This window comes from Pseudoxanthomonas wuyuanensis (assembly GCF_900215535.1).
GTDB classification, from domain to species: Bacteria; Pseudomonadota; Gammaproteobacteria; order Xanthomonadales; family Xanthomonadaceae; genus Pseudoxanthomonas_A; species Pseudoxanthomonas_A wuyuanensis.
In genome coordinates this window covers 246,104-272,237 of the sequence record NZ_OCND01000001.1, presented here as the reverse complement: position 1 = coordinate 272,237, position 26,134 = coordinate 246,104, and the positions used below count along the sequence as shown (strand labels likewise).

Genomic DNA, 26,134 nt, shown 5'->3' with positions numbered 1-26,134 from the left:
GTCCTGGCGGGAAGTCGTCGCCTACGCGGTGGGCCGCATTCCGTCTACGTCGTACTTGCGGCAGAAATCGTGACTTGCATCACGTTTATTTACGAGACATTAACGAAATTCTCGTTTTGTGACCAAATTCACACTTTTCCCCTAAAATTGGCAAGGTCCATGCATAGCTATGGGCATTGGCTAGGAATGCCTCCGCAGGGGGCCGGTCTGTAACAGGGGCAGACACTCTTGAAGAACTCGAACTTATGGATGGCGCTCGCCTGCGCCTTGGGTGGAGCTTTTTGGCCAAATCCGGCCAACGCCCAGTCCACCGCGAATGCACTGGCCTCCCCGGCGGCGCATTTCCCGATGGAAGAGGCGCTGGCAGAAGCGGCGCGGCTGCGCGAGCAGCGCCAATGGCTGGCCGCATTGGCCATTTACGAACGCCTGCACAACGACCACCCGGACGATGACGCTATCTACCGCCTGCGCGTACTGACGCTGGCCGATATGGGCGGTGCCGACCGTTCCTGGCAGCTCTACCGTGCCCGGCCGCAGGCCTTTTCGGCCGAACAGCGGCAGCGGCTGGAAGACGACCGCCTGGCCCGGCTGATCGTCTGGGGCGGCCTGTATGCCGAAGACGAAGCCAGCCGGCTGGACGAAATGAAACTGGCCGAACGGCTGATGCAGGACTACCTGGCCAGCCTGACTCCGGAACAGCGCGCTTCGGCGTTGCGTCCGCAGTTGGACCGCATCGTCATGCTCAATGCGCTGGAGAAGCACACCGACGCCGTAGCCGCCTACCGCGATCTGCAGGCTCGCGGCGTTGCCATGCCGCCCTACGTGCTGGCCAAGGCCGGCGACTCGCTGCTGGCCGCGCAGCATCCGGAAGATGCCATCGCCGCGCTGCAACAGGCTGCGGCAGCCATGCCCGACGAGTTCGACGTGCAGGTGCTGCTGGCCTACGCGTACCTGGAATCGGAGGACCACCCGCGCGCATTGGCGCTGCTGCAGGCGCTGGCCGATGCCAACGAGCCGTGGCCGCGCGCGCCGGGCGCGGTGCGCGGCCACCAGAACTGGCGCCGCTTCGAGGCCGACAGCAACCACGCCATGCTGATGGCCTACGGCAACCGCCTGGCTCACGCGCAGCAGAAGCTGGAATCGCTGGCCGCCATCGCGCCCAACAACGCCGGCCTGCAATCGCGGCTGGGCAGCGTATTCATCCAGCGCGGCTGGCCGCAACGCGCGCTGGAACGCCAGCGCATGGCGATGACGCTGGATCCGCGCAGCATCGAGGCGCGCATCGGCGCCACCGAAGCGCTGCTGGCGCTGGATCGCGTCGACCAGGCGCGGCCGCTGCATGACGAACTGCTCGCCCAGTTCCCCGACAACCCGCATGTGCGCCGGTTGGATCGCTACTGGGATGCGCATCTGGGCTGGCGCGGCCGCGCCTGGGCGGCCGGCGGCCGCAGCGATGGCGAAGGCAATGGCGACAGCGCTTCGCCGCTGGGCAACCGCGACGGCGAATACGGCGTCTATGTCGAGACTCCGCTGCTGGCCGACCGCTGGCGGCTGACCGCGCAGGCCAGCGACGCCTGGGCCGATTTCCAGGGCGAGCGCGTGCATGGCCGCTATACCGGCGTCGGCGTGCTGTATGCCTACGACCGGCTGAACCTGGAAGCGCAGGTGTCGCGCCCGGATGACGACTATCTGGACGGCACCTCATTCGGGCTGCGCGCCGGCTGGCGTTTCAGCGACACGCTGCGCGCCAGCGCCGCGGCGTTCCATGCCGACCCGCAGGCGTCGCTGCAGGCGCGCCGCAGCGGCATCGGCGCCGATTCCTGGCAGGCCGGTCTGGAGTGGACGCCCTCTGAACTTGGCCAGTTGGGCGGCGCCTACAAGCAGTCAAACTACGACGACGGCAACCGCCGCCGCGAACTGCGCGTGTACGGCCAGCGCCGCGTGCTTACCCGGCCGCACCTGCTGGTCGACCTGCTCGGCGATGGCTATGCCTCGCGCGGCAGCCGCGACGACGCGCCCTACTTCAATCCCGGGCGCGACCATGCATTGAACGTCGGCGCACGCATCGACCACATGACCTGGCGCCGCTATGAGCGGCATCTGCGCCAGCGCCTGGAGGTCACCGCCGGCCCCTACTGGCAGCAAGGCTACGGCAGCGCGTGGGTACCGCGCGCCAGCTATCGCCACGAATGGCGTTTCGGCGTCGGCAAGGTACTGGACTACGGCATCAGCTGGTCGCGTCCGGTCTACGACGGCCAGCGCGAAGAACGGCTTGGCTTCGATATCGAATACCGGTGGGGAGAATGAAACGCATGGACCGTCTGATCCTGAGCCTGTTGGCCTGCTGGCTGCTGTTGCTGCCGCTCTCGGCCAGCGCCAGCCAATCCGCCGGTGCGGCATCCGTCACCGCGGGCAGCGACACGCTGCTGGTGCTGAGCTACCACGACATCCGCGACGATGTGGCGCGCAAGGGCGATCCGGACGCCTACGCGGCCAGCACGCAGAACTTCGCCGCGCATCTGGACTGGCTGTCCGGGCACGGCTATCGCCCGGTCAGCCTGTCCGACGTGCAGGCGGCCGCGCGCGGCGAGCGCCGGCTGCCGGCCAAGGCAGTGCTGCTGACCTTCGACGACGGCCTGCGCAGCGTCTACACGCATGCGTTCCCGTTGCTGCGCGCCTATGGCTACCCTGCACTGGTGGCGGTGGTGACCTCGTGGCTGGATCTGCCGGCCGGCCAGCAGGTGGACTATGGCCCGCGCCCGTTCACCGGCGATGATTTCCTGACCTGGGAACAGCTGCGCGAAATGCAGGCCAGCGGCCTGGTCGAAGTGGCCTCGCACAGCCATGATCTTCACCACGGCGTCACCTCCAATCCGCAGGGCAACATCACTCCTGCCGCCATCACCCGCGTCTACGACCCGCAGGCGCAGCGCTACGAATCCGAAGCCGAATACCGCGCCCGCATCCGCAGCGACCTGGCCACCAGCGCTGCGGCCATCGAGCGCGAACTGGGCGTGCGTCCGCGCGCCATCGTCTGGCCCTACGCGGCCTACAGCAGCATCAGCAACGGTATTGCCGAAGACCTGGGCATGACGGTGTCGTTCGACCTGGAAGGCCGCGAGCAGAAGCTCACCGCGAATCTGCACGGCCTGGCCCGGCTGCTGGTCTACAACAACCCCAACGTGTCCGATCTGGCCTACGAACTGCGCCACGACGAGGATGTGCAGGGCGTGCGCGCGATGCAGGTGGATCTGGACTATGTCTACGATGCCGACCCGGCCCAGCAGGACCGCAACCTCGACGCGCTGATCGAGCGGGTCAAGCGCATCGGTCCCAGCCATGTGTTCCTGCAGGCCTTCGCCGATCCCGACGGCAACGGTTCGGCCGACGCGCTGTACTTCCCCAACCGCCACCTGCCGGTGCGCGCGGATCTGTTCAACCGGGTCGCCTGGCAGCTGAAAACCCGCGCCGAGGTGAAGGTCTTCGCATGGCTGCCGGTGCTGGGTTTCGAGCCGCCGGAGGCGCAACAGCGGCGCGAGCTGGCGCTGCCCGAACGCGACGGCGATATTTTCCGCTTGGATCCCAGCAACCCGCGCGCACGCCAGCTGATCGCCGATGTCTACGAAGACCTGGCGGTGGCCAGCTACTTCGAAGGCTTGCTGTTCCACGACGACGCCTACCTGCGCGACGACGAACTCGCCGCGCTGGGTGGCGCCGATGCGCGCACCCGGCTGCTGATCGACTTCACCCATGAGCTGAAAGCGTCGGCCGAACGCTGGCGCCCCAAGCTGGCCACGGTGCGCAATCTGTACGCGTTGACGGTGCTGCGGCCGGAAAGCCAGCAATGGTTCGGCCAGCGCCTGGATTCCTTTATCGACGCCTACGACTACACCGCGCTGATGGCCATGCCCTGGATGGAAGGCGCGCACCGCCGTCCGCAGGCGTGGATGCGCGAGTTGACCGCAGCGGTGCGCCAACACGACCCGCGCTTCGAGAAGACGCTGTTCGAACTGCAGACCGTGGACTGGCGCAAGCGCAGGCCGATACCCGGCAAGACCCTGCAGGCATTGGTACGACAGTTGCAGGCCGATGGTGTACGCCACCTGGGCTGGTACCCGGACGATTTCATCGGCGACCAGCCGCGCCTGCAGGACGCGCGCGGCAGCCTGTCGGCGCGCAGCTTTCCTTACGAGGAACGGTGATTGCCATGAACACGACTCTCTCGATACTGTTCCAGTTCGCGTTCCTCTACCCCATCGTGATGTCGTTCTTCTGGATGTCCGGCGGGCTGTATTACTACTTCCGGCGCGAACGCCACCAGCGTCCGCGCACCGAACCGCCGCCGATGGATTCCTTCCCCACGGCGTCGATCCTGATCCCGTGCCACAACGAAGCCGACAACGTCGATGAGACCATCGGCGCGGCGCTGGCGCAGCGCTATCCGGACTTCGAGGTCATCGCCATCAACGACGGCAGCAGCGACGACACCGCCGACAAGCTCAACCGGTTGGCGGCGCTGCACCCGCGCCTGCGGGTGGTCCATCTGGACCGCAACATGGGCAAGGCCAATGCGTTGCGGATGGGCGCGCTGGCGGCCCGCTCCGAGTATCTGGTCTGCATCGACGGCGATGCGCTGCTGGACGAGTACGCCACCCACTGGATGGTCTGGCACCTGACATCCGGACCGCGCGTGGGAGCGGTCACCGGCAATCCGCGCATCCGCAATCGTTCGACCCTGCTGGGCCGGCTGCAGGTGGGCGAGTTCTCCTCGATCATCGGCATGATCAAGCGCGCCCAGCGCGTGTACGGGCGCATCTTCACCGTGTCGGGCGTGATCAGCGCGTTCCGCCGCACTGCCCTGCACCGCATCGGCTACTGGGCCGACGACATGGTGACCGAGGACATCGACATCAGCTGGCGCCTGCAGATGGATCACTGGGACATCCGCTACGAACCCAACGCGCTGTGCTTCATCCTGATGCCGGAAACGCTGAAGGGCCTGTGGCGGCAGCGGCTGCGCTGGGCGCAGGGCGGCGTGGAGGTGCTGTTCCGGCACTGCAGCGATCTGTTCGCCTGGCGCAAGCGGCGCATGTGGGGCGTGCTGGTCGAATACCTGTTCAGCGTGGCCTGGGCCTACACCATGCTGTTCATCATCGTGCTGTGGGCGCTGGGCAAGTTCGTGCCGATGCCGGACGGATTGTTCGTCCGCACCATTCTTCCGTCCTGGCACGGCATGGTCCTGGCGCTGGTATGCATGCTGCAGTTCGCCAGCAGCATCATCATCGACCGCCGCTACGAGACCGGAGTGGGCCGCAATTACTTCTGGATGATCTGGTACCCGATGGCGTACTGGTTGCTCAGCCTTTTCACCACCGTGGTGGCCGTGCCCAAGACGCTGATGAAGCGGCGCGGGAAGCGTGCCACCTGGGTCAGTCCGGACAGGGGAATCCGATGAAATACGACTCGCAACTAATCAGCAAACCGTACGCGCAGCCGCGCCTGCAACGCACCGCCTGGGGCTTTGTCACGCTGGGATTCTGGGCGCTGTACTTCTACCTGTGGTCGCCGCTGGCGACGCTGGTGCTATGGCTGCTCGGCATCCGCACCGCGTTCTTCGAGCTGTACACGCGGCAGCATCAGGTCGAGCCGTTCCTGTTGATCTCGCTGCCCATCATCGCCGTGCTGTGCGCATTGCTGTTGATCGGCTGGGCCGAGTACAACCGCCACCGGTTCGGCAAGTCCGACCGCCGCGGCGCGCAGGCCAACGTCTCGCTGGAGGAGGTGGCCGCGGGACTGGGGGCCGCGCCGGCCGTAGCGGCTTCGCTGCGCGACGCCAAGGTCACCGTGTTGCACATGGACGACAGGGCGCAGCCGTCGGCGATGACGCCATCGGCATTGGCCATGGCGTGACCGCCGGACTTTGCCGAAAGCGGCAGCAGTCTTTGCCTGTCCGCACTTCGGCACCGCAGCGACACACCGCATAGCGGCGGCTGGCGCGACACTGCGTTGCGTTCCAACCCGGCTGGCGGTGTTGCCATCGACGATAATGGCGCCGATGACAACACCGCACTCCGCGCCGGACCGGCGCCCCTTCCCTGCTTCGCTCTGGTCCGGACGCGGTCTTGTCCTGATCGGCATCGTGCTGTCCGCATTCAACCTGCGCACGGCGGTCACCTCTTTGACGCCGTTGCTGGATGCGCTTGGCCAGAGCTTCGGCTTCGGCGCCACCATGACCGGCGTGTTCGGCATGCTGCCGACCGCCGCTTTCGCCGTTTTCGGCGTGCTCACGCCCGCCATCGCCCATCGCATCGGACTTGAACGCACCGCGCTGCTGGCGATGCTGCTGGCCGCGCTGGGCCTGCTGCTGCGCTCGGCCGCCGGCGACACCCTGGCGCTGCTGGCGGCATCGGCCGTGGCCCTGGCCGGCATGGGCATCGGCAACGTCGTGCTGCCGCCGCTGGTCAAGCGCTATTTCGCCGACCGCATCGGCACGGTCAGCACGCTGTACATCACCGTGCTGCAGGCCGGCACCATCCTGCCGGCGCTGCTGGCGGTGCCGGTGGCGGCGGCCAGCAACTGGCAGCTGTCGCTGGGACTGTGGTCGCTGTTCGCGGCAACCGCGGCGGTGCCCTGGATCGCGGTGCTGTGGGTGGAGCGGCGCAAGGATTCGCCGCTGGCACGGGTGCACGACCAGGCAGTGGAAGTCGCCGACGAGGCACCGGAACTGGCCGGCCCCGCAGCCGCCGGACGGGTCTGGCGTTCGCCGCTGGCCTGGGGCATGGCGCTGATGTTCGGCATGACCTCGCTGGTCACCTATTCCATGTTCACCTGGCTGCCCAAGCTGTTGGTCGAGGCCGGCGCCACGCCCGCCTTCGGCGGCGCGATGGTCGGCCTGTTCTCGATGCTGGGCCTGCTGTCGTCGCTGACGATGCCTTCGCTGGCGGTGCGCATGCGCAAGCCGTTCGGCCTGGTGCTGGCGTGTTCGGTTTTCTATCTGATGGCTTTCGCGGGACTTTTGCTGGCGCCGATGGCGGCACCGCTGCTGTGGGTCGCGCTGTTGGGCATCGGCCCCAGCACGTTCCCGTTGTCGCTGACCCTGATCAACCTGCGCACGCGCACGCCGGCCGGTTCGTCGGCGTTGTCCGGATTCATGCAGGGGGTCGGCTACAGCCTGTCCTGCGCCGGTCCGCTGCTGGTCGGCTGGCTGCATGAACTCAGCCACGGCTGGCGGTGGCCGTTCGCGTTCCTGCTGCTGTGCGTGGCGGTGCTGCTGATCGGCGGCTACCTGGCCTGCAAACCGCGCCATCTGGAAGACACCTGGTAGCTCCAGCTTGCTGCTTCCAGGGCGGTTCGCGCGTGCGGCTGCCCGAGCAGAGTCTTGCCGGCCGCGCACTTGCGCGGCATCCGGCCAGCCCCGAACATGCATCCATCACATGCGAAGAAGGAGCGACGGGAATGGGCGCAACGGCAGGCAAGTGGATTCTCGCACCGGTACTGTTCCTGGCATCGATAGCGGCGACGGCGGCGGAAGCGGCCAAGCGGCCGGCATGGACCTTCGACACCGCCGAGGCCTTCGATGCCACCGCCATTCCGGCCTATGCCGGCAGGCACGAAGCGGCCTACGCCTATATCGACGCCCACCAGCCGCAGCACATCGCCAACCTGCAGCGCTGGGTCCGGCAGCGCTCCATCAGCGCGCAGGATGACGGCATCGACGACATGGCGCAGTTGCTGGCCGGCGATCTGACCGCGCTGGGCTTCCAGGAAGTGGAACTGGTGCAGACCCCGGGGCACCCTGGCGTGTTCGGCTACTACGACGCCGGCGCCGAAAAGACCCTGGTGGTCTACATGATGTACGACGTCCAGCCGGTCGAGCAGAACTGGCAGATATCCGATCCCTTTGCCGGCACACTGGTCGAAAACGAGCTGGGCACCGTGCTGATGGCCCGCGGCGCCACCAACCAGAAAGGTCCGCAGCGCGCCTTCCTCAATGCGGTCGAGGCAATCATCCGCAGCGAGGGCACGCTGCCGGTCAACCTGTACGTGGTTGCCGAGGGCGAGGAGGAACTCGGCTCCCCCAATTTCGGCGCGGTGCTGGAGCCGTATCTGCCGCGCCTGCGCCAGGCCGATGGCGCCTTCTTCCCGATGAACATCCAGGACCGCAGCGGCGCAGCGGCGCTGAACCTGGGCGTCAAGGGCATCATCTATTTCGAACTGGAAGCGCGCGGCGGCGACTGGGGCGGCCCGGTCGATGCCGAAGTGCACGGCTCGTTGAAAGCGCTGGTCGACTCGCCCGCCTTGCGCCTGGTGCAGGCCATCGCCTCGATGACCAGCGCCGACGGCAACACGATAGAGATTCCGGGCTATTACGATGCGGTGCGCGCACCGACGCTCGATGAGCAGCGGTTGATCAACGCGCTGGCCGCCACCCAGGACGACAGCGCGCTGCAAAAGGCGCTGGGGGTCAGGCAATGGATAGACGGCATCAGCGGCCGCCAGGCGCTGGTCCGCAATCTCTACGACCCGACCCTCAACATCAACGGCATCTGGAGCGGCTATACCGGCGAAGGCACCAAGACCATCCTGCCGCACAAGGCCACCGCCAAGATCGATTCGCGGCTGCCGCCCGGCCTGGAGCCCGATGCGGCTTACCGGATGATCCGCGCGCATCTGCACGCGCACGGCTTCGACGACCTCGCCCTGCGACCGACCTCAGGCTACCCTGCCGCCGCCACCCAGGCCGATTCTCCTTTGGTGCAGGCAACGATCAGCGTATTGAACAAGTACGGCGCCACGCCGCGGGTCAGCCCATGGCTGGCCGGCAGTGCGCCGTTCTACCAGTTCACCCGCACGCTGGGTCTGCCGTTCGTATTCGGCGGCCTTGGCCACGGCTCGGGCGCGCATGCGCCCAACGAATACATGCTGCTCCGTCCGGCCGCCGGCGTCCGCGCCGCCGGCCTGGCCGATATCGAAAAGAGCTATGTGGACCTGCTGCACGCGCTGGCGGCGGCGCGCGGCGAGTGAGGGACAGCCGTCGCCCCCAACTACGGCAATTGGAGGGCAGGCTATGCGCGGAAGCGACGAACAGCGGTGCCCGTAAATGCCGGGCCTGCGATGCCCTAGAGCGTGTTATGGCCTTTGGATGAGATGCGTTGCGTGCCAGCGCCGTTGCAGCAAGGCGGCCGGCGCCGTCCTTGGGTGGTGCCCAAGGCAAGCCGGGCAACGCGGCTGCGGCGGCGCTGGCGCGCAACCCTTCGGGAAGGCCGCTGTCGCGGCGCCATGCTGCGTTGCACGCCTTGGCCAGGCCACCAGCCTGACCGGCGGCGTGCGCCTTGCCTGACACCGCGATAGCAGCCTTCGCACTCACCCCAAAGGCCATAACACGCTCTAGAGCAGATCCGGATGGCGCACCTGCCCTTCGCCGCGAACGACGAAGCGTTCGACGGTCAGCGATTCGGCGCCCATCGGGCCATAGCTGTGCAGGCGCGTAGTGGAAATGCCGATCTCCGCGCCCAGGCCCAGCTCGCCGCCATCGCTGAAACGCGAGGAGGCATTGACCATCACCACCGCCGAACGCAGCGACTGCACGAACTTGTCGGCGGCCGCGCCATCGCGGGTGGCGATGACCTCGGTGTGGTCGGAGCCGTAGCGGCGGATGTGCGCGATGGCTGCGTCCAGGTCCTTCACCACGCGCACGGCGAGGATCAGATCCAGGAATTCGGCGGCGTAGTCGTCTTCGCTGGCCGGCTTGGCCTCCGGCACCAAGGCCTGCGCGGTTTCGTCGCCGCGCAGTTCCACGCCGCGCGCACGCAGCGCTTCGCCGGCTCGCGGCAGGAAGCTGCTGGCGATGGCCTCATGCACCAGCAAAGTCTCCAGCGCATTGCAGACGCCGGGCCGCGAGGCCTTGCCGTCCAGCAGCAGCCGCAACGCCAGATCCGGATCCGCGCTGGCGTCGACAAACAGATGGCAGACGCCCTTGTAGTGCTTGATCACCGGTACCCGCGCGTGTTCGGCGACGAACCGGATCAAGCCTTCGCCGCCGCGCGGGATCGCCAGGTCGATGACGTCGTTCAACTGCAGCAGCTCGACCATCGTCTCCCGCCGCAGATCCTCGACCAGGGTCAGCGCCGCTTCCGGCAGGCCCGATTCGCGCAGCGCGCGCTTCAGCGATGCGGCGATGGCGGTATTGGAGTGAATGGCCTCCGAACCGCCGCGCAGAATCACGCCATTGCCGGCTTTCAGGCATAGCGCGGCGGCATCGGCGGTGACGTTGGGGCGGGCTTCGTAGATCATCGCCACCACGCCCAGCGGCACCCGTACGCGCTCGATGGCGATGCCGTTGGGGCGGGTTTCGCGGCGGGTCACCTGGCCTACCGGGTCCGGCAGTTCGGCCACTTCCCGCAATGCCCTGGCGATGCCGGCCAGACGCGCTTCATCCAGCTTCAGCCGGTCCAGCATCGCCCCGGCGATGCCCTTGGCGCCGGCCGCGTCCATGTCGCGGGCATTGGCCTGCAGGATGCCGGCCTGGTCCGCCAGCAACGCATCGGCCATCGCCAGCAGCAACGCGTTCTTGGCATCGGTGGACAGCTGCGCGATCGCCTGCGCGGCTTCACGGCATTGCAGGGCCTGTTGTTTGATGTCGGACATGGGGCTGGGAGTGAGGAGTGAGGAGTGAGGAGTGAGGAGTGAGGAGTGAGGAGTGAGGAACGAGGAACGAGGAACGAGGAACGAGAGGGAGAAGCGGGACTGGGAGTGGTTGGATCAGTCGCCGAGTCCCGGGTCCCCGGTCCCCGCTACAACAACACCAGATCGTCGCGGTGGATGACGTTGCCGCCGTAGTTGTACCCCAGTATGCCTTCGATGTCGCGCGAGTGGCGGCGGGCGATGCGGCGGATGTCGACCGCCGAGTATTGGCTGACCCCGCGCGCGATGCGGCGGTCGCCGTGCTCGTCGCGCAGCACCACCTCGACCATGTCGCCGCGGCGGAAATCGCCTTCGGCCGTGGTCACCCCGCCCGGCAGCAGCGAGGCGCCCCTGCTTGTCATGGCGTTGGCCGCGCCGGCATCCACCACGATGGCGCCGGCCTCCTTGGGCACGTTGCGCAACCAGTACTTGCGCGCCGCCAGCCGGTTCTGCGCCGGACGGAAGCGCGTGCCCAGCAGGCTGCCGCGCGCCAACGCGGCCACGGTGTCGGCGCGGGTGCCGTTGAACAGGAAGGTCTCGATGCCGGCCGCCGCCGCTTTGGCCGCGGCCTCCAGCTTGGTATGCATGCCGCCGGTGCCGACCCCGCTGCCGGCACCGCCGGCCATCGCATGGAACTCGGGCGTCAGCGCTTCCACGTCCAGAATCGGGCTGGCCTCGGGATGGCTGCGCGGATTGGCCGAATAGAAGCCGTCGATATCGGTGGCGATGAACAGCGCATCGGCGTCGACCAGCGCCGCAACCACGGCGGCCAGATTGTCGTTGTCGCCCAGCTTCAGTTCGTCCACCGAGACGGTGTCGTTCTCGTTGACCACCGGCAGCGCGCCCAGGGCCAGCAGTTCCTGCAGCGTCGCCCGGGCATTGAGATAGCGGCGGCGGTTGCGCAAATCGTCGTGGGTCAACAGCACCTGCGCGACCGGGCGCTCGAAGAAGCGCTGCCACAATCCGATCAGCTGCGCCTGCCCCAATGCCGCCAGCGCCTGCCGCTCGGCCATGGCGATACCGGACTGCGGCTTGCGGTGCAGGATGGCGCGCCCGGCGGCGACCGCGCCGGAGGAGACGATGATCACCTCGCGCCCGGCTGCCAGGCTGGCGGAAACGAACTGCGCCAGATTCAGCGCATGGCGCGGGCTCAGCCCCTCGCCGTCGGCGGCCAGCAGGCTGCTGCCGACTTTCAGCACCGCACGCCGCCACGCTGGCAACGGCTGTTCGGTGAAACCGCGGGCGGCAGGCTGGTTCATTGCAGGCGGCTCAACGTGTGTTCCATTCATAGACGGTGACCAGGGAAGAACCGGACGTGGCCAGCGGGTCGCGCGCGGCAATGGCCTGGGCCTGCGCCAGCGAGTCGGCGGCCAGCACATAGGCGCCGCCGCTCCTGTCGCTGAAGCCGCCGGTCATCTCGAGTTGTCCGGCCGCGCGCAGCTGGTCCAGGAACGCCTGATGCGGCGCGATGACATCGTCGCTGAAACTGGGATTGCGCATGGCCATGACCAAGTATCGCTTCATTCCGTGGTTTCTCTGTTCTGCATTGAACTGCGAAAGACAAGGTGGTCCCGCTGCAGGAGCGAGGTAAGTCGCGATGCTTTATGGGTCAGGCCCCATCGCAACTCGCGTCGCTCCTGCTTGCATCAACTCTCCAGCGCACTCAACCGCGCGCGCAGTTCGTCCAGCCGCAGATCCGCCGCCGAACCGGGCGAAACGCGTGCGGCCAGGCTGGATTCCGGCGTGCGGCCTTCGCCGGCGCTGTCGGCCGACGCGGCGGCGGCCTTGTAGGCCTCGCGGAACGGCACGCCGGCCAGCGCGGCTTCCACCGCCACGTCGGTGGCGTACATGCCCGAATCGATGGCCGCGCGTAGACGGTCTTGGCGCCATTCCAGGTTGGCCAGCAGCGCCGGCAGCAGCTCCAGCGCCGGCAGGCCGCGGCCGAAGCCATGGAAGATCGCGCCCTTGCTGGCCTGCAGATCGCGGTGATAGCCGGACGGCAGCGACAGCAGCTGTTCGATCTCGGTGCGCGCGGCCGCCACGCTGGCATGGGTGGCGCGCATCAACTCGATCACGTCCGGGTTGCGCTTGTTCGGCATGATGGAACTGCCGGTGGTGTACTGCGCCGGCAGCGCCACAAAACCGAACTCGGCGCTGGTGAACAGCGACAGGTCCCAGGCGATCCGGCGCAGATCCAGCGTCGCCCCGCCCAGGGCTTCCAGCGCCGCCATCTCGAACTTGCCGCGCGACAGCTGCGCGTAGATCGGGCTGATCTGCATCCGCGCGAAGCCCAGCGCGGCGGTGGTGTGTTCGCGATCCAGCTTGAGGTTGACGCCGTAGCCGGCCGCGGTGCCCAGCGGATTGGCATCGACCAGCTTCAGCGTGTCCCGCGCGCGGATGGCGTTGTCGATAAACGCCTCGGCCCAGCCTGCCCACCACATGCCGGCCGAGGACACCACGGCGCGCTGGATATGGGTATAGCCGGGAATCGGCAGATCGCGTTCGGCCTGCGCGCGATCCAGCGCAACCTGGGCAATCTCGCGCGACAGCGTGGCGAGGCGGGCAAGCTTTTGCTTCAGCCACAGCCGCGTGGCCACCAGGATCTGGTCGTTGCGGCTGCGGCCGGTGTGGATCCTGCGGCCGGCATCGCCCAGCCGTTCGGTCAGCCGCGCCTCGATGGCCGAATGGCCGTCTTCGAACCGCTCATCCAGCACGAAGCGGCCAGCACGGAAATCTTCGGCCAGCACGGCCAGCTCGCGCTTCAGGCCGGCCAGCTCATCGGCGGTCACGATGCCGATGCGTTGCAGGCCTTCGGCATGCGCGGTACTGGCCTGGATATCGTGCAGGAAGAATTCCCTGTCCAGCAGTACGTCGTCGCCGGCCAGGAAGCGCTGGATTTGCGCATCGACGCTGACACCGGATTTTTGCCACAGCAGGTCGCTCATCGGGAGTTCTCCGGACGTTCGTGGGACGGGAGCGTGATCGGGACCAGGGACCGGGGACCGGGGACCGGAGAAAGCGGATGTCCAATCACCGAGGTTCCCCCGCGTTTTCCCGGGTCCCCGGTCCCGGGTCCCTGGTCCCGAAAAAATCCAATCCTCATACCCCTTCCTCCACCGGAATCGACATCAACTCATCGAACCCGAACGCCAGATTCAGATTCTGCATCGCCTGGGTGGCGGCGCCTTTCAGCAGGTTGTCCAGCGTGGCTACCACCACCAGCCGCTTGCCGCCCGGCGCCACGGTGAAGCCGCCGATTTCCACGCCATGCCTGCCGGCGATGCGGCTGACCCAGGGCGCATCGTCCAGGATGGCGACCAGCGGCTCATCCGCATAGCGCTGGCGGTACAACTCGCGGATGGCTTCCACCTTGACCGGCCGCCGCAACCACAGGTTCACCGTCATCGTGATGCCGCGGAAATGCGGCGCCACATGCGGCATGAACTCCACCGGCACGCCCAGGTGGCGGGAAACCTCGCGCTCGTGCATGTGATCGGCCAGCGCATACGGCATCAGGTTGTCGCGCAGCAGCTCGGGATTGTTCTTGTCCGAAGGCGTGGTGCCGGCGCCGGAGTAGCCGGACACGCCGAAGCACTGCGGCGGCCCGGCCAGTTGATCCAGCAGCGGCGCGATCGCCAGCTGCATGGCCGTGGCATAGCAACCGGGATTGCTGATGCGCCTCTGCCCGGCATAGCCGGCACGGGTCAGCTCCGGCAAGCCGTAGTACCAGTCCTCGTTGAAGCGGTAGTCGGCCGACAGATCCACCACCACCGTGTCCGGCTTCTGCGCATCGATGGCGGCGACCAGCTCGGCGGCCTTGCCGTTGGGCAGCGCCAGGATCACCGCGTCGGCACCCTTGCCGCCGACCTGCTCGTGGCTGAGGTTCTCGTAGCGCAGTTCGCCGGCGAATTCGGCGATCTGCTCGCTGACCTTCTGCCCGGCCAGCTCGCGCGAGGACACGAATGCCAGCTCCAGTTGCGGATGGCGGGCGATCAGTTTGATCAGTTCGGCGCCAGTATGGCCACGGGCACCGACGATGCCGACGGTCTTCCTGCTCATTGCGTTGACTCGTGTTGTTGCAGCTTGAACAGCAGGTTGCGCTTCGCGCCCTGCCATTCGCTGTCGATGATGGAAAAGACGACGGTGTCGCGCGGGCTGCCGTCGGCGTGGCGGCGATGGTTGCGCAGCACGCCATCCTGTTTGGCGCCCAACCGCGCAATGGCCGCGCGCGAACGCTGGTTGAACCAGCTGGTCTCGAACACCACGCTGATGCAGCCCAGCGCTTCGAACGCATGGGTCAACAGCAGCAGCTTGGATTCGGTGTTGACGCCGGTGCGCTGTGCCTGCGGCGCGTACCAGGTATAGCCGATGCTCAGCCTGGGAACACCGGGTTCGAGATCGTAGAAGCGCGTGCTGCCGACGATGGCGCCCCCGGCATCGCGGATGACGAACGGCAGCGCCCGGCCCGATGCCTGCGCTTCCAGCGCGGCGTCGACATAGGCATCGACACCGGCCACCGAAGGCACGCCGGTGTACCACAGGCGCGCCAGTTCATCGCCGGCCAATGCGGCACGCAGGCCATCGGCGTGCTCGCGCCGCATCGCCTCCAACCGCGCATACCGGCCCGACAACCGCGGCACCTCGCGCCAGGCATCGGGGAGATGGCTGCCGTCCATGCTCATTCCGCCAGCGTCGGCATGCGCGTGCGGCAATGCGCCACGCAACGCTCGATATCGCCGAAATCCTCGATGCCGTACCAGAACACCTTCCATTTCTCCTGCTTGTAGCAGCCATCGGATTCGGCGTAATAGAAGATGTTGACCTGATTGTTGTGGCGCGAGCGCCAGAACAGCTGCGGATTCTCCTCGCGCATCACATGCCACACGGCGCGCCCCAGGCCTTCGCCCTGGGCGTCGTCGAGCACGGCGAACTTGTCCAGGTAGGCGAAGCCTTCCTCCCGGGTCAGAATCAGCGCGGTACGGTAGTTCTCGCTGACATACACGCGGTACGGCACGGTGCGTTCGAAATAATCCGGCAGCAGCCTGCGGCCGAAGCTGGACTCGATCAACGTGCGAAGTCGCGGCAGGTCGATGCCCTCCCACGATCCTTCGAACCGCAGCACCCGCTCGCCCTTGCGCACCAGCGTGCCCGAGCCCCTGTGGGTGAACAGCTCCTTGGCCAGCTCAGCCGGCTTGGTGATCGACACCGACGAAGTCAGCGGCAATCTGTCCAGCAGATCCTTGATCTGCTCGATCTTGACCCGCATGCCGCCGTTGATCCACGGCTGCGCCATCAGTTCGTCGTACTCGGTGGACAGGTTGATCGAATCGATCACCGCGCCTTCGGCATTCAGCAGTCCGCCGGTGCCGGTCAGGAAGATGATCTTGTACGGCTGCAGCACCTGCACCAGTTCGTTGGCGGCGAAGTCGGCATTGATGTTGAGAATCTGCCCGCCCCGGGTTTCGCCCATGCTGGCGATGACCGGAATCGAACCGGCCTTCAGGCTGGCCTCGATCGGCGCCAGATTGATGCGCGACACCTCGCCGACCAGCCCATAGGTCGCCTGATCCTTGAATTCGGCCTCGAACACGCCGGACACGATCGAAGTCGCGCGCGCGCCGCCCTGCTGCAGCGCCTCGACCAGCGCCAGGTTCTGCTGCAGGAACACCTTGCGCACGATCGCCAGCACTTCCGGCGTGGTCACGCGCAAGCCGTCGACGGTCTGCTTGGCGATGCCGGCGGCGGTCATTTCCTCATCCAGCTGCGGGCCGGCGCCATGCACAACGATGGGCGTCAGCCCCACTTCCTGCAGGAACGCCAGGGAGGAAGTCAGCGCCTCCAGATCGTCGCGCAGCACCGCGCCGCCGACCTTGACCACGGCAAAGCGCTTGGCATCCAGCTGCGAAAAGCGCTTGACGTACTGCGAAATCTCCTTCGCGCTGGCCATGCTGGACAGCAGCCGGATGATGGTCTGCCGGGTCTGTGTGTGGGAGTTCATTTCGTTTGTGGTCTCTGGTTGAAGGAACGAAGAGCGAGGAACGAGTAGAGAGGAACGAGGAACGAGTAAAAGCCCGTTCCATTCTCCTCGCCGGTTCCCCGTCGCTCACTTCTCGCTTCTCGCTTCTCGTTTCTCGTTTCTCGTTTCTCATCACTCGTTTCTCGTTTCTAGCTCGCCCCGTCACCCACCCTCGGCGAGGATGCGGGTCACGCTATCGGCATAGCTTTGCAGTTGTTCGAGACTGACCCACTCGTCCGCGGTATGCGCCTGGGCGATATCGCCAGGGCCGTAGACCAATGCGGTCAGGCCCGCCTGCGAGAACAGCGAGGCCTCGGTCCAGAAATCCACCGCGTTGCCGATCGGCAGGCCCAGTTCGTCGGCCAGATCGCGCGCGGCCAGGCGGCGCTCTTCCGCGCGCGCCACATCGCCGGACGGCAACGACGGGCCGCGGAAGGTTTCCTCGTACTCGGCCAGCGCATCTGCGTTGGCGAAACCTCTGAACTGCGCATGCAGTCCATCCATGTCCTGCGACGGCAACGGCCGGAAACCGAACCGCACCTCGGCGCTGGGCGCGATCATGTTGGCCTTGATGCCGCCTTCGACCCGGCCGATGTTGAAGCGCAACCCGGTCAGCCCGCCGAAGCGCAGATGATGCTGGGCCTGCACGAAATCCAGCGCAGTGGTCCCCCAGCGCATGGCATTGTGCAGCGCGCTCAGCGACAGCGCGTTCTCGGCCGAAGCGTGCCCGGCCTGGCCGGCGAACGCCATCCGTACCGCGCTGATGCCGCGGTGCGCGAGCACCGCTTCGCAGCGGGTCGGCTCGGCGATGATCGCCTCGCCAAAGCCGTGGTCGCGCGCCAGGAACGCGGCGATGCAGCGGGCATCGTTGGCTTCCTCGTCCGTCGTGAACAGGAACGCGGCAGCGCCCTGCGTCACCTGTGCCGCCGCTACCAGGGCCGCGGCAGCGCCCTTGATGTCGCAGGCGCCCAGGCCGATGGCGCGGCCGCCCTCGATGCGCAGCGTGTGCGGATCGGCGCTCCAAGCGGGTGACGACGGCACCGTGTCCAGATGCACGTTGAACACGCGCTTCGGCTGCCCGCGCACGGCGAAGAACGACACCGCGCCGGCGCCGTGGTCGGTCACTTCAATGGTGAAGTCCGGCAGCTGCGTGCGCAGGTAATCGAAGATGCCGTCGGTGCCGATATCCCGCGGCGGATTGCGGGTGTCGAAGGACACCAGTTTTTCGAGATGGTGGAGGACGGTAGGGAGCATGGGAAGGCCAGGAACGAGTGGAAAGGAACGAGCAACGAGTGGAAGAGCGGAAACCGGAGAACAAGTATTCGCTTCTACTCGTTCCTCGTTTCTCCGAACTCGTTCCTCAACGATTGATCTCGGCCCACAAGGTCGAGCTCATCCCGAACAGCTTGATGAAGCCCTCGGCCTCCTCCACGCCCCAATCGGCCGATTGCGCGTATACCGCGCCCTTGGCGTGCAGCAGGTGCGGAGATCTGACCGCGACCGCATCGACGCGGCCGCCGCGGGTTTCCAGCACCACCTCGCCATTGACGGTGGCCTGCGAGGACTTCAGGTAGGCCTCCAGGTCGGTCTTGATGGGGTCGTGGTAGAAGCCTTCGTAGACCACCTCCACCCACTTGCGCGCCACCTCGGGCTTGAAGCGGTTCTGCTGCTTGCTCAGCACCGCCTCTTCCAGCGCGCGGTGCGCGGCCAGCAGCGAAATCAGTCCCGGCGCCTCGTAGACGATGCGGCCCTTCAGGCCGATGGTGGTGTCGCCGGTGTACATGCCGCGGCCGACGCCGTAGGGCGCGAACAGGCCGTTCAACTTCGCCAGCAGCTGCGCGCCTGCCATCGGCTGGCCATCCAGCGTCACCGCCTCGCCATTGCTGAAACCGAGCGCCACCTGGAGCGGCTGCTCCGGCCATTCGCTGCGCGGCGCGCACCAGCCGCGGGCGCCCTCGCCCGGGGCTTCCCAACGGTCGATCTCGCCGCCGGACAGGGTGACGCCCAGCAGGTTCTCGTTGATCGTGTAGCTCTTCTGCTTGGCGCGCACGCCGAAGCCGCGCTGTTCCAGGTACTGCTGCTCGTAGGCGCGGGTCTGGGTGTGTTCCTTCTGGATTTCGCGGATGGGCGCGACAATCTGATAGTCGCCCGAAGCCTTCACCGCCAGGTCGAAACGCACCTGGTCGTTGCCCATGCCGGTGCAGCCGTGGGCGATCGCGTTGGTCCCCAGTTCGGCAGCGCGCTTGAGCGCGGCATCGACGATCAGGTAGCGGTCGGACACCAGCAGCGGATACTGGCCCTGGTAGCCCTCGCCCGCCCATACGAACGGCTTGACGAAGCCTTCCCAGATCGCAGGGCCGCCGTCGACGGTGACATGGCTGGCCGCACCCAGCTCCGCGGCGCGCTGCTCGATATAGGCACGCTCTTCGGCATCCACGCCGCCGGTATCGGCGAACACGGTATGCACGGCCCAGCCGCGCTCCTGCAGGTAAGGAATGCAGAAGCTGGTGTCGAGGCCGCCGGAGAAGGCGAGGACGATGTCCTTGGAGGAGCCGGGACCGGGGACCGGGGACCGGGGACCGGCGGAAGCGTCGGATTGCGACATGGGGAAACTCCTGTGGGGAATAGCGTGTTGATGGATGAAAGGCGGAAGGATCTGCTGTTACCGGTCCCCGGTCCCCGGTCCCCGGTCCCCGCGCTGGCCCACCAGCGCCGCCATCACCGCCTTCTGCACATGCAGCCGGTTCTCGGCTTCGTCGATGGCGATGCAGTTGGGCGAGTCCATTACCGCGTCGGTGGCCTTGACGTTGCGGCGCAGCGGCAGGCAGTGGCTGAACACGCCGTTGTTGGTCAGCGCCATCTTGCGCTCGTCGACGATGAAGTGCTTGTACTGGTCGCGGATGGGCTTTTCCGGCTCCCAATTGCCGAAGAACGGCAGCGCGCCCCAGCTCTTGGCGTAGACCACGTCGGCGCCAGCGTAGGCGCTGTCGGTGTCATGGCTGACGATCAGCGAACCGCCGCTTTCGGCGACATTCTGCTCGGCCCAGCCCATGTAGCGTTCATCCAGCACGTAATCCGGCGTGGGGCACAGCAACGTCACGTCCATGCCCAAGCGGGTGGCGATGGTCAGCGCGGAATTGGCCACCGCCGTGTTCAGCGGCTTGGGGTGGTAGGTCCAGGTCAGCACGTACTTCTTGCCGCGCAGATCCGTGGTGCCGAAATGCTCCTGCAGCGCCAGCGCGTGGGCCAGTTCCTGGCACGGGTGGGTGATGGTTTCCATGTTGATCACCGGCACCGGCGAGTATTTGGCGAAGCTCTTGAGCACCTTGTCCTGGCGGTCGTCGGCCCAGTTCTGGAACTTCGGAAAGGCGCGCACGCCGATCAGGTCCACGTAGCGGCCCAGCACCCTGGCCACCTCGGCGATGTGCTCTTCGGTGTCGCCGTCCATCACCGTGCCCAGGTCGAACTCGATAGGCCATGCATCCTTGCCCGGCTGCAGCACCACCGCGTGGCCGCCCAGTTGGAACGCGCCCAGTTCGAAACTGGTGCGCGTGCGCATGGACGGATTGAAGAACACCAGCGCTATCGACTTGCCTTTCAGCGCGTCGCCAAGCTTGTTCTGCTTGTACAGCGCCGCCTGCGTCAGCAATGCGTCCAGTTCGGAACGGCTCCAGTCCTGCGTGTTCAAGAAATGCTTCATGGGGTCAGAATTCCATAGCCTTTTTCGGAAAGTCCGGCCAGAGCCGGGCTTGCGGGGGGAAACGCGTACAGCAGAAACGAAAAAACCCAGCGCCAGGCTGGGTTCCGGTAAGACAAGCGATAACGTCCGGTGGCCCAGCTAGGTGCAGGATTCCGGTCGACGCGCACGCGAAGTCATGCTCGAGGCCATCCGAGCGGCGCTGTCGGCGTGCATGTGCGCGTTCATCTTCATGGGGGCGAATCCTCGCATGTGCTGCGACGCAACGCAAGGCTCAGGCGGGATTCAAGGGGAACCGGGCGGTTGCCCGGCCACATAGGGGGTTACCGAAACCCGGATCCGCAGCCGGTTGCCCGGGTCCTCGGCCAGCCGCGAACGGTATTTGATGCCCTTGTAGACGTAATCCACGTCGTAGGCGATCGGGCGGCGGAACTCGCGCTCGACCGGCACCACCCGGCAATTGAGGCGAATCGGCTCCGGCAGCGCGGCCGTTTCCTCTTCCTCGTCGTCGCGGGAAAAGACGTTCTTGACCGAATTGACCATCCGCGACCAGACGCCGTCTTCCTTCTTGGGCTCCGGTTTGGGCTGCGGCACTTCCTCGCACTGCTGCTCCGTGCGGCTGGCGCGCAGGGTCTGGTAGACCGGCTCCACATTCAGCACCTGCGCGTAGTCCAGGCGGACATTCTCCGTCTGCAACACCGTTTCCTGGGCAACGGCCGGCGCCGCGGCCAAAGCAGCGAACAACAGTGGCAGATGTGCGAATCTGGGTAGGTGCATTGAGTCCGGAAGCCTGGATCCCTCGCCGCTAGTGTAGGCAGCGCGCCTTGAGTGGGGCTGAACACAGCAGACCAATTTGCGCCGGATGCGCCGCTGCCGCAGGCAACAGCAGCCTGTAGAATTGCCGGGCTCCCCTCAGTCCGTTGCCTGATGACCCTGCGCCTGCACAACAACCTGACGCGCCGGGTCGAGCCGTTCGCGCCGCTCGACCCCGCCTGCCCCACCATGTACGTCTGCGGGCCCACCGTCTACAACTACGTCCATATCGGCAATGCGCGCGGGCCGGTGGTGTTCGGCGTGTTGGCCGCGCTGCTGCGCCGCCGCTACGGCAACCTGCGCTACGCCCGCAACATCACCGACGTGGACGACAAGATCAACGCCGCCGCGCAGGAACTGGGCGTGGCCATCGCCGCCATCACCGACCGCTATGCCGAAGCCTACCGCGCCGACATGGCCGGACTGGGCGTGACCGGCGAGTTCTCCCCGGACCTGGAACCGGCCGCCACCGCGCATATCCCGCAGATCATCGCGATGATCGAGCGGCTGATCGCATCCGGCCACGCCTACGCCGCCGAGGGCCACGCGCTGTTCGCGGTGGAGACCTTCAAGGACTACGGCAAGCTCTCGCGCCGCGACCCGGAGGAGATGCTGGCCGGCGCGCGGGTGGAAGTGGCCCCCTACAAGCGCAATCCGGGCGATTTCGTGCTGTGGAAGCCGTCCACCGGGGATCTGCCCGGCTGGGACTCGCCGTGGGGACGCGGCCGCCCCGGTTGGCATATCGAATGCTCGGCGATGATCAGCGCCCATTTCGGCGAGACCATCGATATCCATGCCGGCGGCGTGGACCTGCAGTTCCCGCACCACGAAAACGAGATCGCGCAGAGCGAATGCGCGCACGGCGGCAAGACCTTCGCCCGCTTCTGGCTGCACAACGGCATGCTGAATTTCGGCGGCGCCAAGATGGCCAAGTCGGTGGGCAATATCCAGCGCGTGCACGACCTGCTGCAGCAACATCCGCCGGAGGCGCTGCGGCTGGCGCTGCTGTCGGCGCACTACCGGCAGCCGCTGGACTGGTCCGATGCGCTGGTCGAGCAGTCGGTGCGCACGCTGGAGCGGCTGTACGGCACGCTGCGCGATCTGGCGGACGTGCCGGCCGAAGCCGTCATCCCGCAGGCGGTCGAGGATGCGCTGGACGACGATCTCAATACGCCGCAGGCGCTGGCCGAAGTGGCACGGATCGCCGGCGAAGCGCGCAAGGCTTCCAGCGATGAAGACAAACGGCGCCTGAAATCCGAGCTGCTCGGAGCGGGCCTGGCGCTGGGCCTGCTGCAGCAGGATCCGGCCGACTGGTTCGCGCGCGGCGCTTCCGGCAACGACGACGCGCGCATCCAGGCCTTGATCGACGAACGCGCCATCGCCAAGAAGAACCGCGACTTTGCCCGTTCCGACGCCATCCGCGACCAGTTGGCCAGCGAGGGCATTCTGCTGGAAGACACGCCGCAGGGCGTAAGGTGGAAACGGGCCTGAGCCCTCTCCCTTGCCATGCAAGGGTTTGGAGAGGCGTAGCTGACGGCCGGACAGTTGGGAGGCAGGCCGTCGGACCACGTGGAGCCCCCACCCCCTCCCCAACCCTCCCTGCCTTCGCAGCGGAGGGAGCCTAAACAAGAGCGCGCCAAGAGCACACCGTGACCGAAACGATCTTCCCCCTAGAATCCACCGCCGCCGAGGCCCAGCAGGCCATCAAGGAAGAGTTCGCGTTCTTCGGCGACTGGTCCGAGCGCTACCAGTACCTGATCGATCTGGGGCGCAAGCTGCCCGCCTTCCCCGACGAATGGAAAACCGAACAGCACCGCCTGCTGGGCTGCCAGTCGATGGTCTGGATCGTGCCGCAGGGCGATGCACAGCGACTGGACTTCCGCGCCATCAGCGACTCGGCCATCGTCTCGGGGCTGATCTACCTGGCGCTGCGGGTGTATTCCGGCCGTCCGGCCGCGGAAATCCTGGCCACCGACCCGGACTACATCGCCGACATCGGTCTGGCCAAGCACCTTTCGCCGACCCGCAGCAACGGCCTGGCGGCGCTGCTGGGCTTTATCCGGGATACCGCGCAAAACCAGCGTGGCTGAGCCTGTGCCGCCTGCGGCTGCGCCGCTGCTCGGGACCCAGTTCCCGACGTTGCTGGCCTATCGCGTCCTGTCCATCCTGTCCTACCAGATCACCGCAGTCACGGTGGGCTGGCACGTCTACGAACTGACCCGCAATCCGCTGTCGCTGGGCCTGATCGGACTGGCCGAAGTGATTCCGTACTTCTGCTGCGCCCTGTTCGCCGGCTACGCCGTCGACCATCTGCCGCGGCGCAAGCTGGGACTGGCGGCCTGCGCCTGCCTCAGCGTCACCGGCCTGCTGCTGACCGCGATTTCCGCCGGCTGGCTGGGCGATGGCAGCGTCTGGATGATCTACGCGGCCATCGCCGTGACCGGCGTGGCGCGCGCGTTCCTGGGTCCGATCTTCTATGCGCTGTTCGCGCGCGTGCTGCAGCGCGAGCAATTCGCCCGCGGCGCCGGCATCGGCAGCGTCGCCTTCCAGACCGCCATGGTCGCCGGCCCGGCGCTGGGCGGCGTGCTGGTCGGCTGGGCCGGCAAGACCGCCGCGTATGCGACAGCCGCGGCGCTGGCGCTGATCGCCGGCAGCGTGCTGTTGCTGCTGAGAGTCGCCGAACCGGTCGCCGGCGGCGAACGCGCGCCGGTGCTCAACAGTATCGGCGAAGGGCTGCGTTTCGTGTTCGGCAACCAGATCATATTGGCCGCGCTGGCGCTGGACATGTTCGCGGTGCTGTTCGGCGGCGCGGTGGCGCTGCTGCCGGCCTTCATCCAGGAAATCCTGCACTACGGCCCGGAAGGCCTGGGCATCCTGCGCGGCGCGCCGGCCCTGGGTGCGGTGGCGATGGGGCTGTGGCTGGCCCGGCACCCGCCGGGGCGGCACGCCGGCCGCGTGCTGTTGCTGGCGGTGGCCGGCTTCGGCCTCTGCATCATCGGCTTCGGCCTGTCGACGCATTTCTGGCTGTCGGCATTGCTGCTGCTGATGTCGGGCATGTGCGACGGAGTGTCGGTGGTGACCCGTTCGACCATCCTGCAACTGGCCACGCCCGATCAGATGCGCGGGCGGGTGTCGTCGATCAACGGCATCTTCATCGGCTCGTCCAACGAACTGGGCGCGTTCTATTGCGGCAGCATGGCGCGGCTGCTCGGGCTGGTGCCGGCAGTGGTGTTGGGCGGCTTCGTGACGTTCGCGGTGGTCGGCGTGACCGCCTTGAAGGCACCCAAGTTGCGGCGGCTGGATCTGAAGGACCTGCATTAGCGGTGCAAATAAAAAGGTTCTTCCCCTATGTGGGGGAAGGTGGCGATCCAGACAGACGGCCTGTGCGCGGGCTTCGAAAGCAGGCGTCGCCCCGACCGGAACATGCTCCCCGGCTCGGTCAGCCATCCATGGCTGACTCGCCGCCGCAGGCCATCCTGGCCTGCTATCCGCATGCTCCGGTCGGGACGCCGCATCGGCGATTCATTTTTGTCGCTTCTGTCCGTCGCCGAAGCAGCGATGGCAAGTCAGGCAGAGCCATATCCTGGCGGCTGGGGGCCGCGCAGAGCGCGCCAGGGATGGCGCGCGCCCGAGTCAGGGCAGGATGCCCTGACCGAGGGAAAAGCGGCTCCCGGTCGCCAGGATACGGCGACCGTCCGGAGCCCGCACAAGCGACCCCGTAACGCGTCCCCTCACTTGGGAGAAGAACCAATAAAAAGCCCCGCATCAAGCGGGGCTTTCAGTCTCTGGGACAAGCGCTGGCTCAGTCGCCCTGCTGCTTCTGCAGGTGCTCCCAGCGCTCCTGCGCATCGATGGTGCGCTCGGCGGTCAGGCGGGCTTCCAGCCGTTCCAGGCCGATTTCCTCGCCGGTATCGACGCAATAACCGTAGTCGCCGGCATCCAGGCGCTTGAGCGTGCTGTCGATCTTGCCGATGAGCTTGCGGTAACGGTCGCGGGTGCGCAGTTCCAGCGAATTCTCGGTTTCGCGGGTGGCGCGCTCGGCCTCATCGCCGATATCGCGCACTTCGTCCTTCAGGTTTTCGATTGTCTGCTTGGATTCCTCGACCAGATCCGCGCGCCACTGCAGCAGCCGCTGTCGGAAGTACTCCAGCTGCAGCGTGCTCATGTATTCCTCATCGGCCGAAGGCTTGTAGCCCTGCGGAATGATGGGACGTCCGGTCGATTCGTCGGTCTTGTACGGCACCACTTTCACCTTGCTGCGCACCACCGGCGCGGCCGGTTTGGCGGCGACGGCAACAGCCACTTTACCGACAGGACGCGGCGTTGTGGGCTTGGCGGTCACGGCAGGTTGCGGAGCGGGCACGGATTTGGTTGTCTTGGTCGTTGTTTTGGGGGCAGTCACAGGCTTCGCAGGGGACGGGGCCTTGGCAGCGGGCGCAGATGCCGGAGTTACAGCTACCTTGGTCGCAGGCGCTTCGACACGGCCAGCTGCCTTGGGGGGGGCAGATTTGGCCGGAGCCGGCTTGCTCGCCGGCTTCGGTACGGTTTTGGGTGCAACGTGGGGCGCGGTCTTCTTGACCGGTGCCGCCTTGCCAGGCTTGGCTGCCGGTTTGGGGGCCGCGGCCTTGGCAGCAGCCGTCTTGGGGCTGGGCTTGCTGGCCACGGCCTTCTTCGCCACTGCCTTTGGGGCCACCGGCTTCTTGGCGGCAGCATTCTTGGCGACAGCCGCCTTCTTCGCCGCGGGCTTCTTGGCGAGGGGTTTGGCCGCAGCCTTCTTCGGCGCCGGTTTGGCCGGCTTTGCGGCCGGTTTCTTGGCGACAGCCTTCTTCGTCACGACAGGCTTCTTGGCAACGGTCTTGGCGGGTTTCTTGGCGGCCTTGGCGGCCTTCTTGGCAGGTTTTTTTGCAGCCACGAACAGCGCTTCC

Annotated in this window: 21 protein-coding genes; 9 read left to right on the top strand and 12 right to left on the bottom strand. The window is 66.8% G+C overall.

Features of this window, described 5'->3' with window-relative positions:
* The first annotated feature begins 228 nt into the window (after nt 1-228).
* The 6 genes from pgaA (at nt 229) to CRO39_RS01205 (ending at nt 9,024) form a co-directional block, all read left to right on the top strand.
* Nucleotides 229-2,307 (top strand): poly-beta-1,6 N-acetyl-D-glucosamine export porin PgaA, encoded by a 2,079-nt coding sequence (pgaA, locus tag CRO39_RS01230; RefSeq protein ID WP_274382273.1) that lies wholly within the window; start codon nt 229-231, stop codon nt 2,305-2,307.
* Nucleotides 2,304-4,202: a poly-beta-1,6-N-acetyl-D-glucosamine N-deacetylase PgaB gene (pgaB, locus tag CRO39_RS01225; protein WP_097120050.1), complete on the top strand. Its 1,899-nt coding sequence runs from the start codon at nt 2,304-2,306 to the stop codon at nt 4,200-4,202. Before pgaA ends, pgaB begins: the two co-directional genes overlap by 4 nt.
* A gap of 5 nt (nt 4,203-4,207) precedes the next feature.
* Nucleotides 4,208-5,455, top strand: a complete 1,248-nt coding sequence (gene pgaC / locus CRO39_RS01220) for a poly-beta-1,6-N-acetyl-D-glucosamine synthase (protein WP_097120049.1) — start codon at nt 4,208-4,210, stop codon at nt 5,453-5,455.
* A complete protein-coding gene (pgaD, locus tag CRO39_RS01215; RefSeq protein ID WP_097120048.1) occupies nt 5,452-5,910 on the top strand; it encodes a poly-beta-1,6-N-acetyl-D-glucosamine biosynthesis protein PgaD in 459 nt (152 codons plus the stop codon). The genes pgaC and pgaD overlap by 4 nt, the downstream gene beginning before the upstream one ends.
* 145 nt (nt 5,911-6,055) lie before the next feature.
* Entirely contained in the window at nt 6,056-7,324 is a 1,269-nt protein-coding gene (locus CRO39_RS01210; RefSeq protein ID WP_097120740.1) for a CynX/NimT family MFS transporter, read from the top strand.
* Between the two features lie 131 nt (nt 7,325-7,455).
* Nucleotides 7,456-9,024: a M20/M25/M40 family metallo-hydrolase gene (locus tag CRO39_RS01205; protein WP_097120047.1), complete on the top strand. Its 1,569-nt coding sequence runs from the start codon at nt 7,456-7,458 to the stop codon at nt 9,022-9,024.
* 363 nt (nt 9,025-9,387) lie between these two features.
* On the opposite strand, the gene CRO39_RS01200 is transcribed toward CRO39_RS01205, so the two are convergent.
* From CRO39_RS01200 to CRO39_RS01150, 11 genes are all read right to left on the bottom strand, one after another.
* Nucleotides 9,388-10,647, bottom strand: coding sequence for a glutamate-5-semialdehyde dehydrogenase (locus CRO39_RS01200; protein WP_097120046.1), 1,260 nt, complete (start codon nt 10,645-10,647; stop codon nt 9,388-9,390).
* Between the two features lie 146 nt (nt 10,648-10,793).
* Nucleotides 10,794-11,942 carry a glutamate 5-kinase gene (gene proB / locus CRO39_RS01195; RefSeq protein ID WP_097120045.1) on the bottom strand — a complete coding sequence of 383 codons (1,149 nt, stop codon included), beginning with the start codon at nt 11,940-11,942 and terminating at the stop codon, nt 10,794-10,796.
* A 10-nt stretch (nt 11,943-11,952) separates the two neighbouring features.
* Nucleotides 11,953-12,207 (bottom strand): YciI family protein, encoded by a 255-nt coding sequence (locus CRO39_RS01190; RefSeq protein WP_176520131.1) that lies wholly within the window; start codon nt 12,205-12,207, stop codon nt 11,953-11,955.
* A 122-nt stretch (nt 12,208-12,329) separates the two neighbouring features.
* The gene (gene argH, locus CRO39_RS01185; protein WP_097120044.1) at nt 12,330-13,628 is read right to left on the bottom strand and encodes an argininosuccinate lyase; all 1,299 of its coding nucleotides are present in this window, start codon (nt 13,626-13,628) and stop codon (nt 12,330-12,332) included.
* Between the two features lie 154 nt (nt 13,629-13,782).
* A complete protein-coding gene (argC, locus tag CRO39_RS01180) occupies nt 13,783-14,742 on the bottom strand; it encodes an N-acetyl-gamma-glutamyl-phosphate reductase (RefSeq protein ID WP_097120043.1) in 960 nt (319 codons plus the stop codon).
* Nucleotides 14,739-15,359, bottom strand: a complete 621-nt coding sequence (locus tag CRO39_RS01175) for a GNAT family N-acetyltransferase (protein WP_097120042.1) — start codon at nt 15,357-15,359, stop codon at nt 14,739-14,741. Before CRO39_RS01175 ends, argC begins: the two co-directional genes overlap by 4 nt.
* Nucleotides 15,360-15,361: 2 nt before the next feature.
* The gene (locus CRO39_RS01170) at nt 15,362-16,681 is read right to left on the bottom strand and encodes an acetylglutamate kinase (RefSeq protein WP_097120041.1); all 1,320 of its coding nucleotides are present in this window, start codon (nt 16,679-16,681) and stop codon (nt 15,362-15,364) included.
* A 180-nt stretch (nt 16,682-16,861) separates the two neighbouring features.
* Nucleotides 16,862-17,953, bottom strand: coding sequence for an acetylornithine deacetylase (locus CRO39_RS01165; RefSeq protein WP_097120040.1), 1,092 nt, complete (start codon nt 17,951-17,953; stop codon nt 16,862-16,864).
* A 106-nt stretch (nt 17,954-18,059) separates the two neighbouring features.
* On the bottom strand, nt 18,060-19,304 hold the full coding sequence (locus CRO39_RS01160) for an argininosuccinate synthase (RefSeq protein WP_097120039.1): 1,245 nt from the start codon (nt 19,302-19,304) through the stop codon (nt 18,060-18,062).
* Between the two features lie 57 nt (nt 19,305-19,361).
* On the bottom strand, nt 19,362-20,399 hold the full coding sequence (locus tag CRO39_RS01155; protein ID WP_097120038.1) for an N-acetylornithine carbamoyltransferase: 1,038 nt from the start codon (nt 20,397-20,399) through the stop codon (nt 19,362-19,364).
* Nucleotides 20,400-20,681: 282 nt separating this feature from the next.
* On the bottom strand, nt 20,682-21,173 hold the full coding sequence (locus tag CRO39_RS01150) for a hypothetical protein (protein ID WP_097120037.1): 492 nt from the start codon (nt 21,171-21,173) through the stop codon (nt 20,682-20,684).
* A 150-nt stretch (nt 21,174-21,323) separates the two neighbouring features.
* Between CRO39_RS01150 and cysS the strand changes: the two genes are divergently transcribed.
* The 3 genes from cysS to CRO39_RS01135 all read left to right on the top strand — a co-directional run bounded on the left by cysS (nt 21,324) and on the right by CRO39_RS01135 (nt 24,530).
* Nucleotides 21,324-22,700 (top strand): cysteine--tRNA ligase, encoded by a 1,377-nt coding sequence (gene cysS / locus CRO39_RS01145; RefSeq protein WP_097120036.1) that lies wholly within the window; start codon nt 21,324-21,326, stop codon nt 22,698-22,700.
* 158 nt (nt 22,701-22,858) lie between these two features.
* Entirely contained in the window at nt 22,859-23,299 is a 441-nt protein-coding gene (locus CRO39_RS01140; protein WP_097120035.1) for a SufE family protein, read from the top strand.
* A complete protein-coding gene (locus tag CRO39_RS01135) occupies nt 23,292-24,530 on the top strand; it encodes an MFS transporter (protein ID WP_097120034.1) in 1,239 nt (412 codons plus the stop codon). The genes CRO39_RS01140 and CRO39_RS01135 overlap by 8 nt, the downstream gene beginning before the upstream one ends.
* A 481-nt stretch (nt 24,531-25,011) precedes the next feature.
* Here the strand turns inward: CRO39_RS01135 and dksA are convergent, their stop codons facing one another.
* Nucleotides 25,012-26,121, bottom strand: a complete 1,110-nt coding sequence (gene dksA, locus CRO39_RS01130) for an RNA polymerase-binding protein DksA (RefSeq protein ID WP_097120738.1) — start codon at nt 26,119-26,121, stop codon at nt 25,012-25,014.
* Nucleotides 26,122-26,134: the final 13 nt, after the last annotated feature.

Excerpts from the sequence above, each read along its gene's own strand:
- CRO39_RS01155 (WP_097120038.1), bottom strand. The coding sequence starts at position 20,399 with ATGAAGCATTTCTTGAACACGCAGGACTGGAGCCGTTCCGAACTGGAC.
- pgaD (WP_097120048.1), top strand. The coding sequence starts at position 5,452 with ATGAAATACGACTCGCAACTAATCAGCAAACCGTACGCGCAGCCGCGC.
- CRO39_RS01210 (WP_097120740.1), top strand. The coding sequence starts at position 6,056 with ATGACAACACCGCACTCCGCGCCGGACCGGCGCCCCTTCCCTGCTTCG.
- CRO39_RS01190 (WP_176520131.1), bottom strand. The coding sequence starts at position 12,207 with ATGAAGCGATACTTGGTCATGGCCATGCGCAATCCCAGTTTCAGCGAC.
- pgaC (WP_097120049.1), top strand. The coding sequence starts at position 4,208 with ATGAACACGACTCTCTCGATACTGTTCCAGTTCGCGTTCCTCTACCCC.
- argH (WP_097120044.1), bottom strand. The coding sequence starts at position 13,628 with ATGAGCGACCTGCTGTGGCAAAAATCCGGTGTCAGCGTCGATGCGCAA.
- cysS (WP_097120036.1), top strand. The coding sequence starts at position 21,324 with ATGACCCTGCGCCTGCACAACAACCTGACGCGCCGGGTCGAGCCGTTC.
- argC (WP_097120043.1), bottom strand. The coding sequence starts at position 14,742 with ATGAGCAGGAAGACCGTCGGCATCGTCGGTGCCCGTGGCCATACTGGC.
- CRO39_RS01200 (WP_097120046.1), bottom strand. The coding sequence starts at position 10,647 with ATGTCCGACATCAAACAACAGGCCCTGCAATGCCGTGAAGCCGCGCAG.
- pgaB (WP_097120050.1), top strand. The coding sequence starts at position 2,304 with ATGAAACGCATGGACCGTCTGATCCTGAGCCTGTTGGCCTGCTGGCTG.
- CRO39_RS01205 (WP_097120047.1), top strand. The coding sequence starts at position 7,456 with ATGGGCGCAACGGCAGGCAAGTGGATTCTCGCACCGGTACTGTTCCTG.
- proB (WP_097120045.1), bottom strand. The coding sequence starts at position 11,942 with ATGAACCAGCCTGCCGCCCGCGGTTTCACCGAACAGCCGTTGCCAGCG.
- CRO39_RS01170 (WP_097120041.1), bottom strand. The coding sequence starts at position 16,681 with ATGAACTCCCACACACAGACCCGGCAGACCATCATCCGGCTGCTGTCC.
- CRO39_RS01175 (WP_097120042.1), bottom strand. The coding sequence starts at position 15,359 with ATGGACGGCAGCCATCTCCCCGATGCCTGGCGCGAGGTGCCGCGGTTG.
- CRO39_RS01150 (WP_097120037.1), bottom strand. The coding sequence starts at position 21,173 with ATGCACCTACCCAGATTCGCACATCTGCCACTGTTGTTCGCTGCTTTG.
- CRO39_RS01160 (WP_097120039.1), bottom strand. The coding sequence starts at position 19,304 with ATGTCGCAATCCGACGCTTCCGCCGGTCCCCGGTCCCCGGTCCCCGGT.
- CRO39_RS01165 (WP_097120040.1), bottom strand. The coding sequence starts at position 17,953 with ATGCTCCCTACCGTCCTCCACCATCTCGAAAAACTGGTGTCCTTCGAC.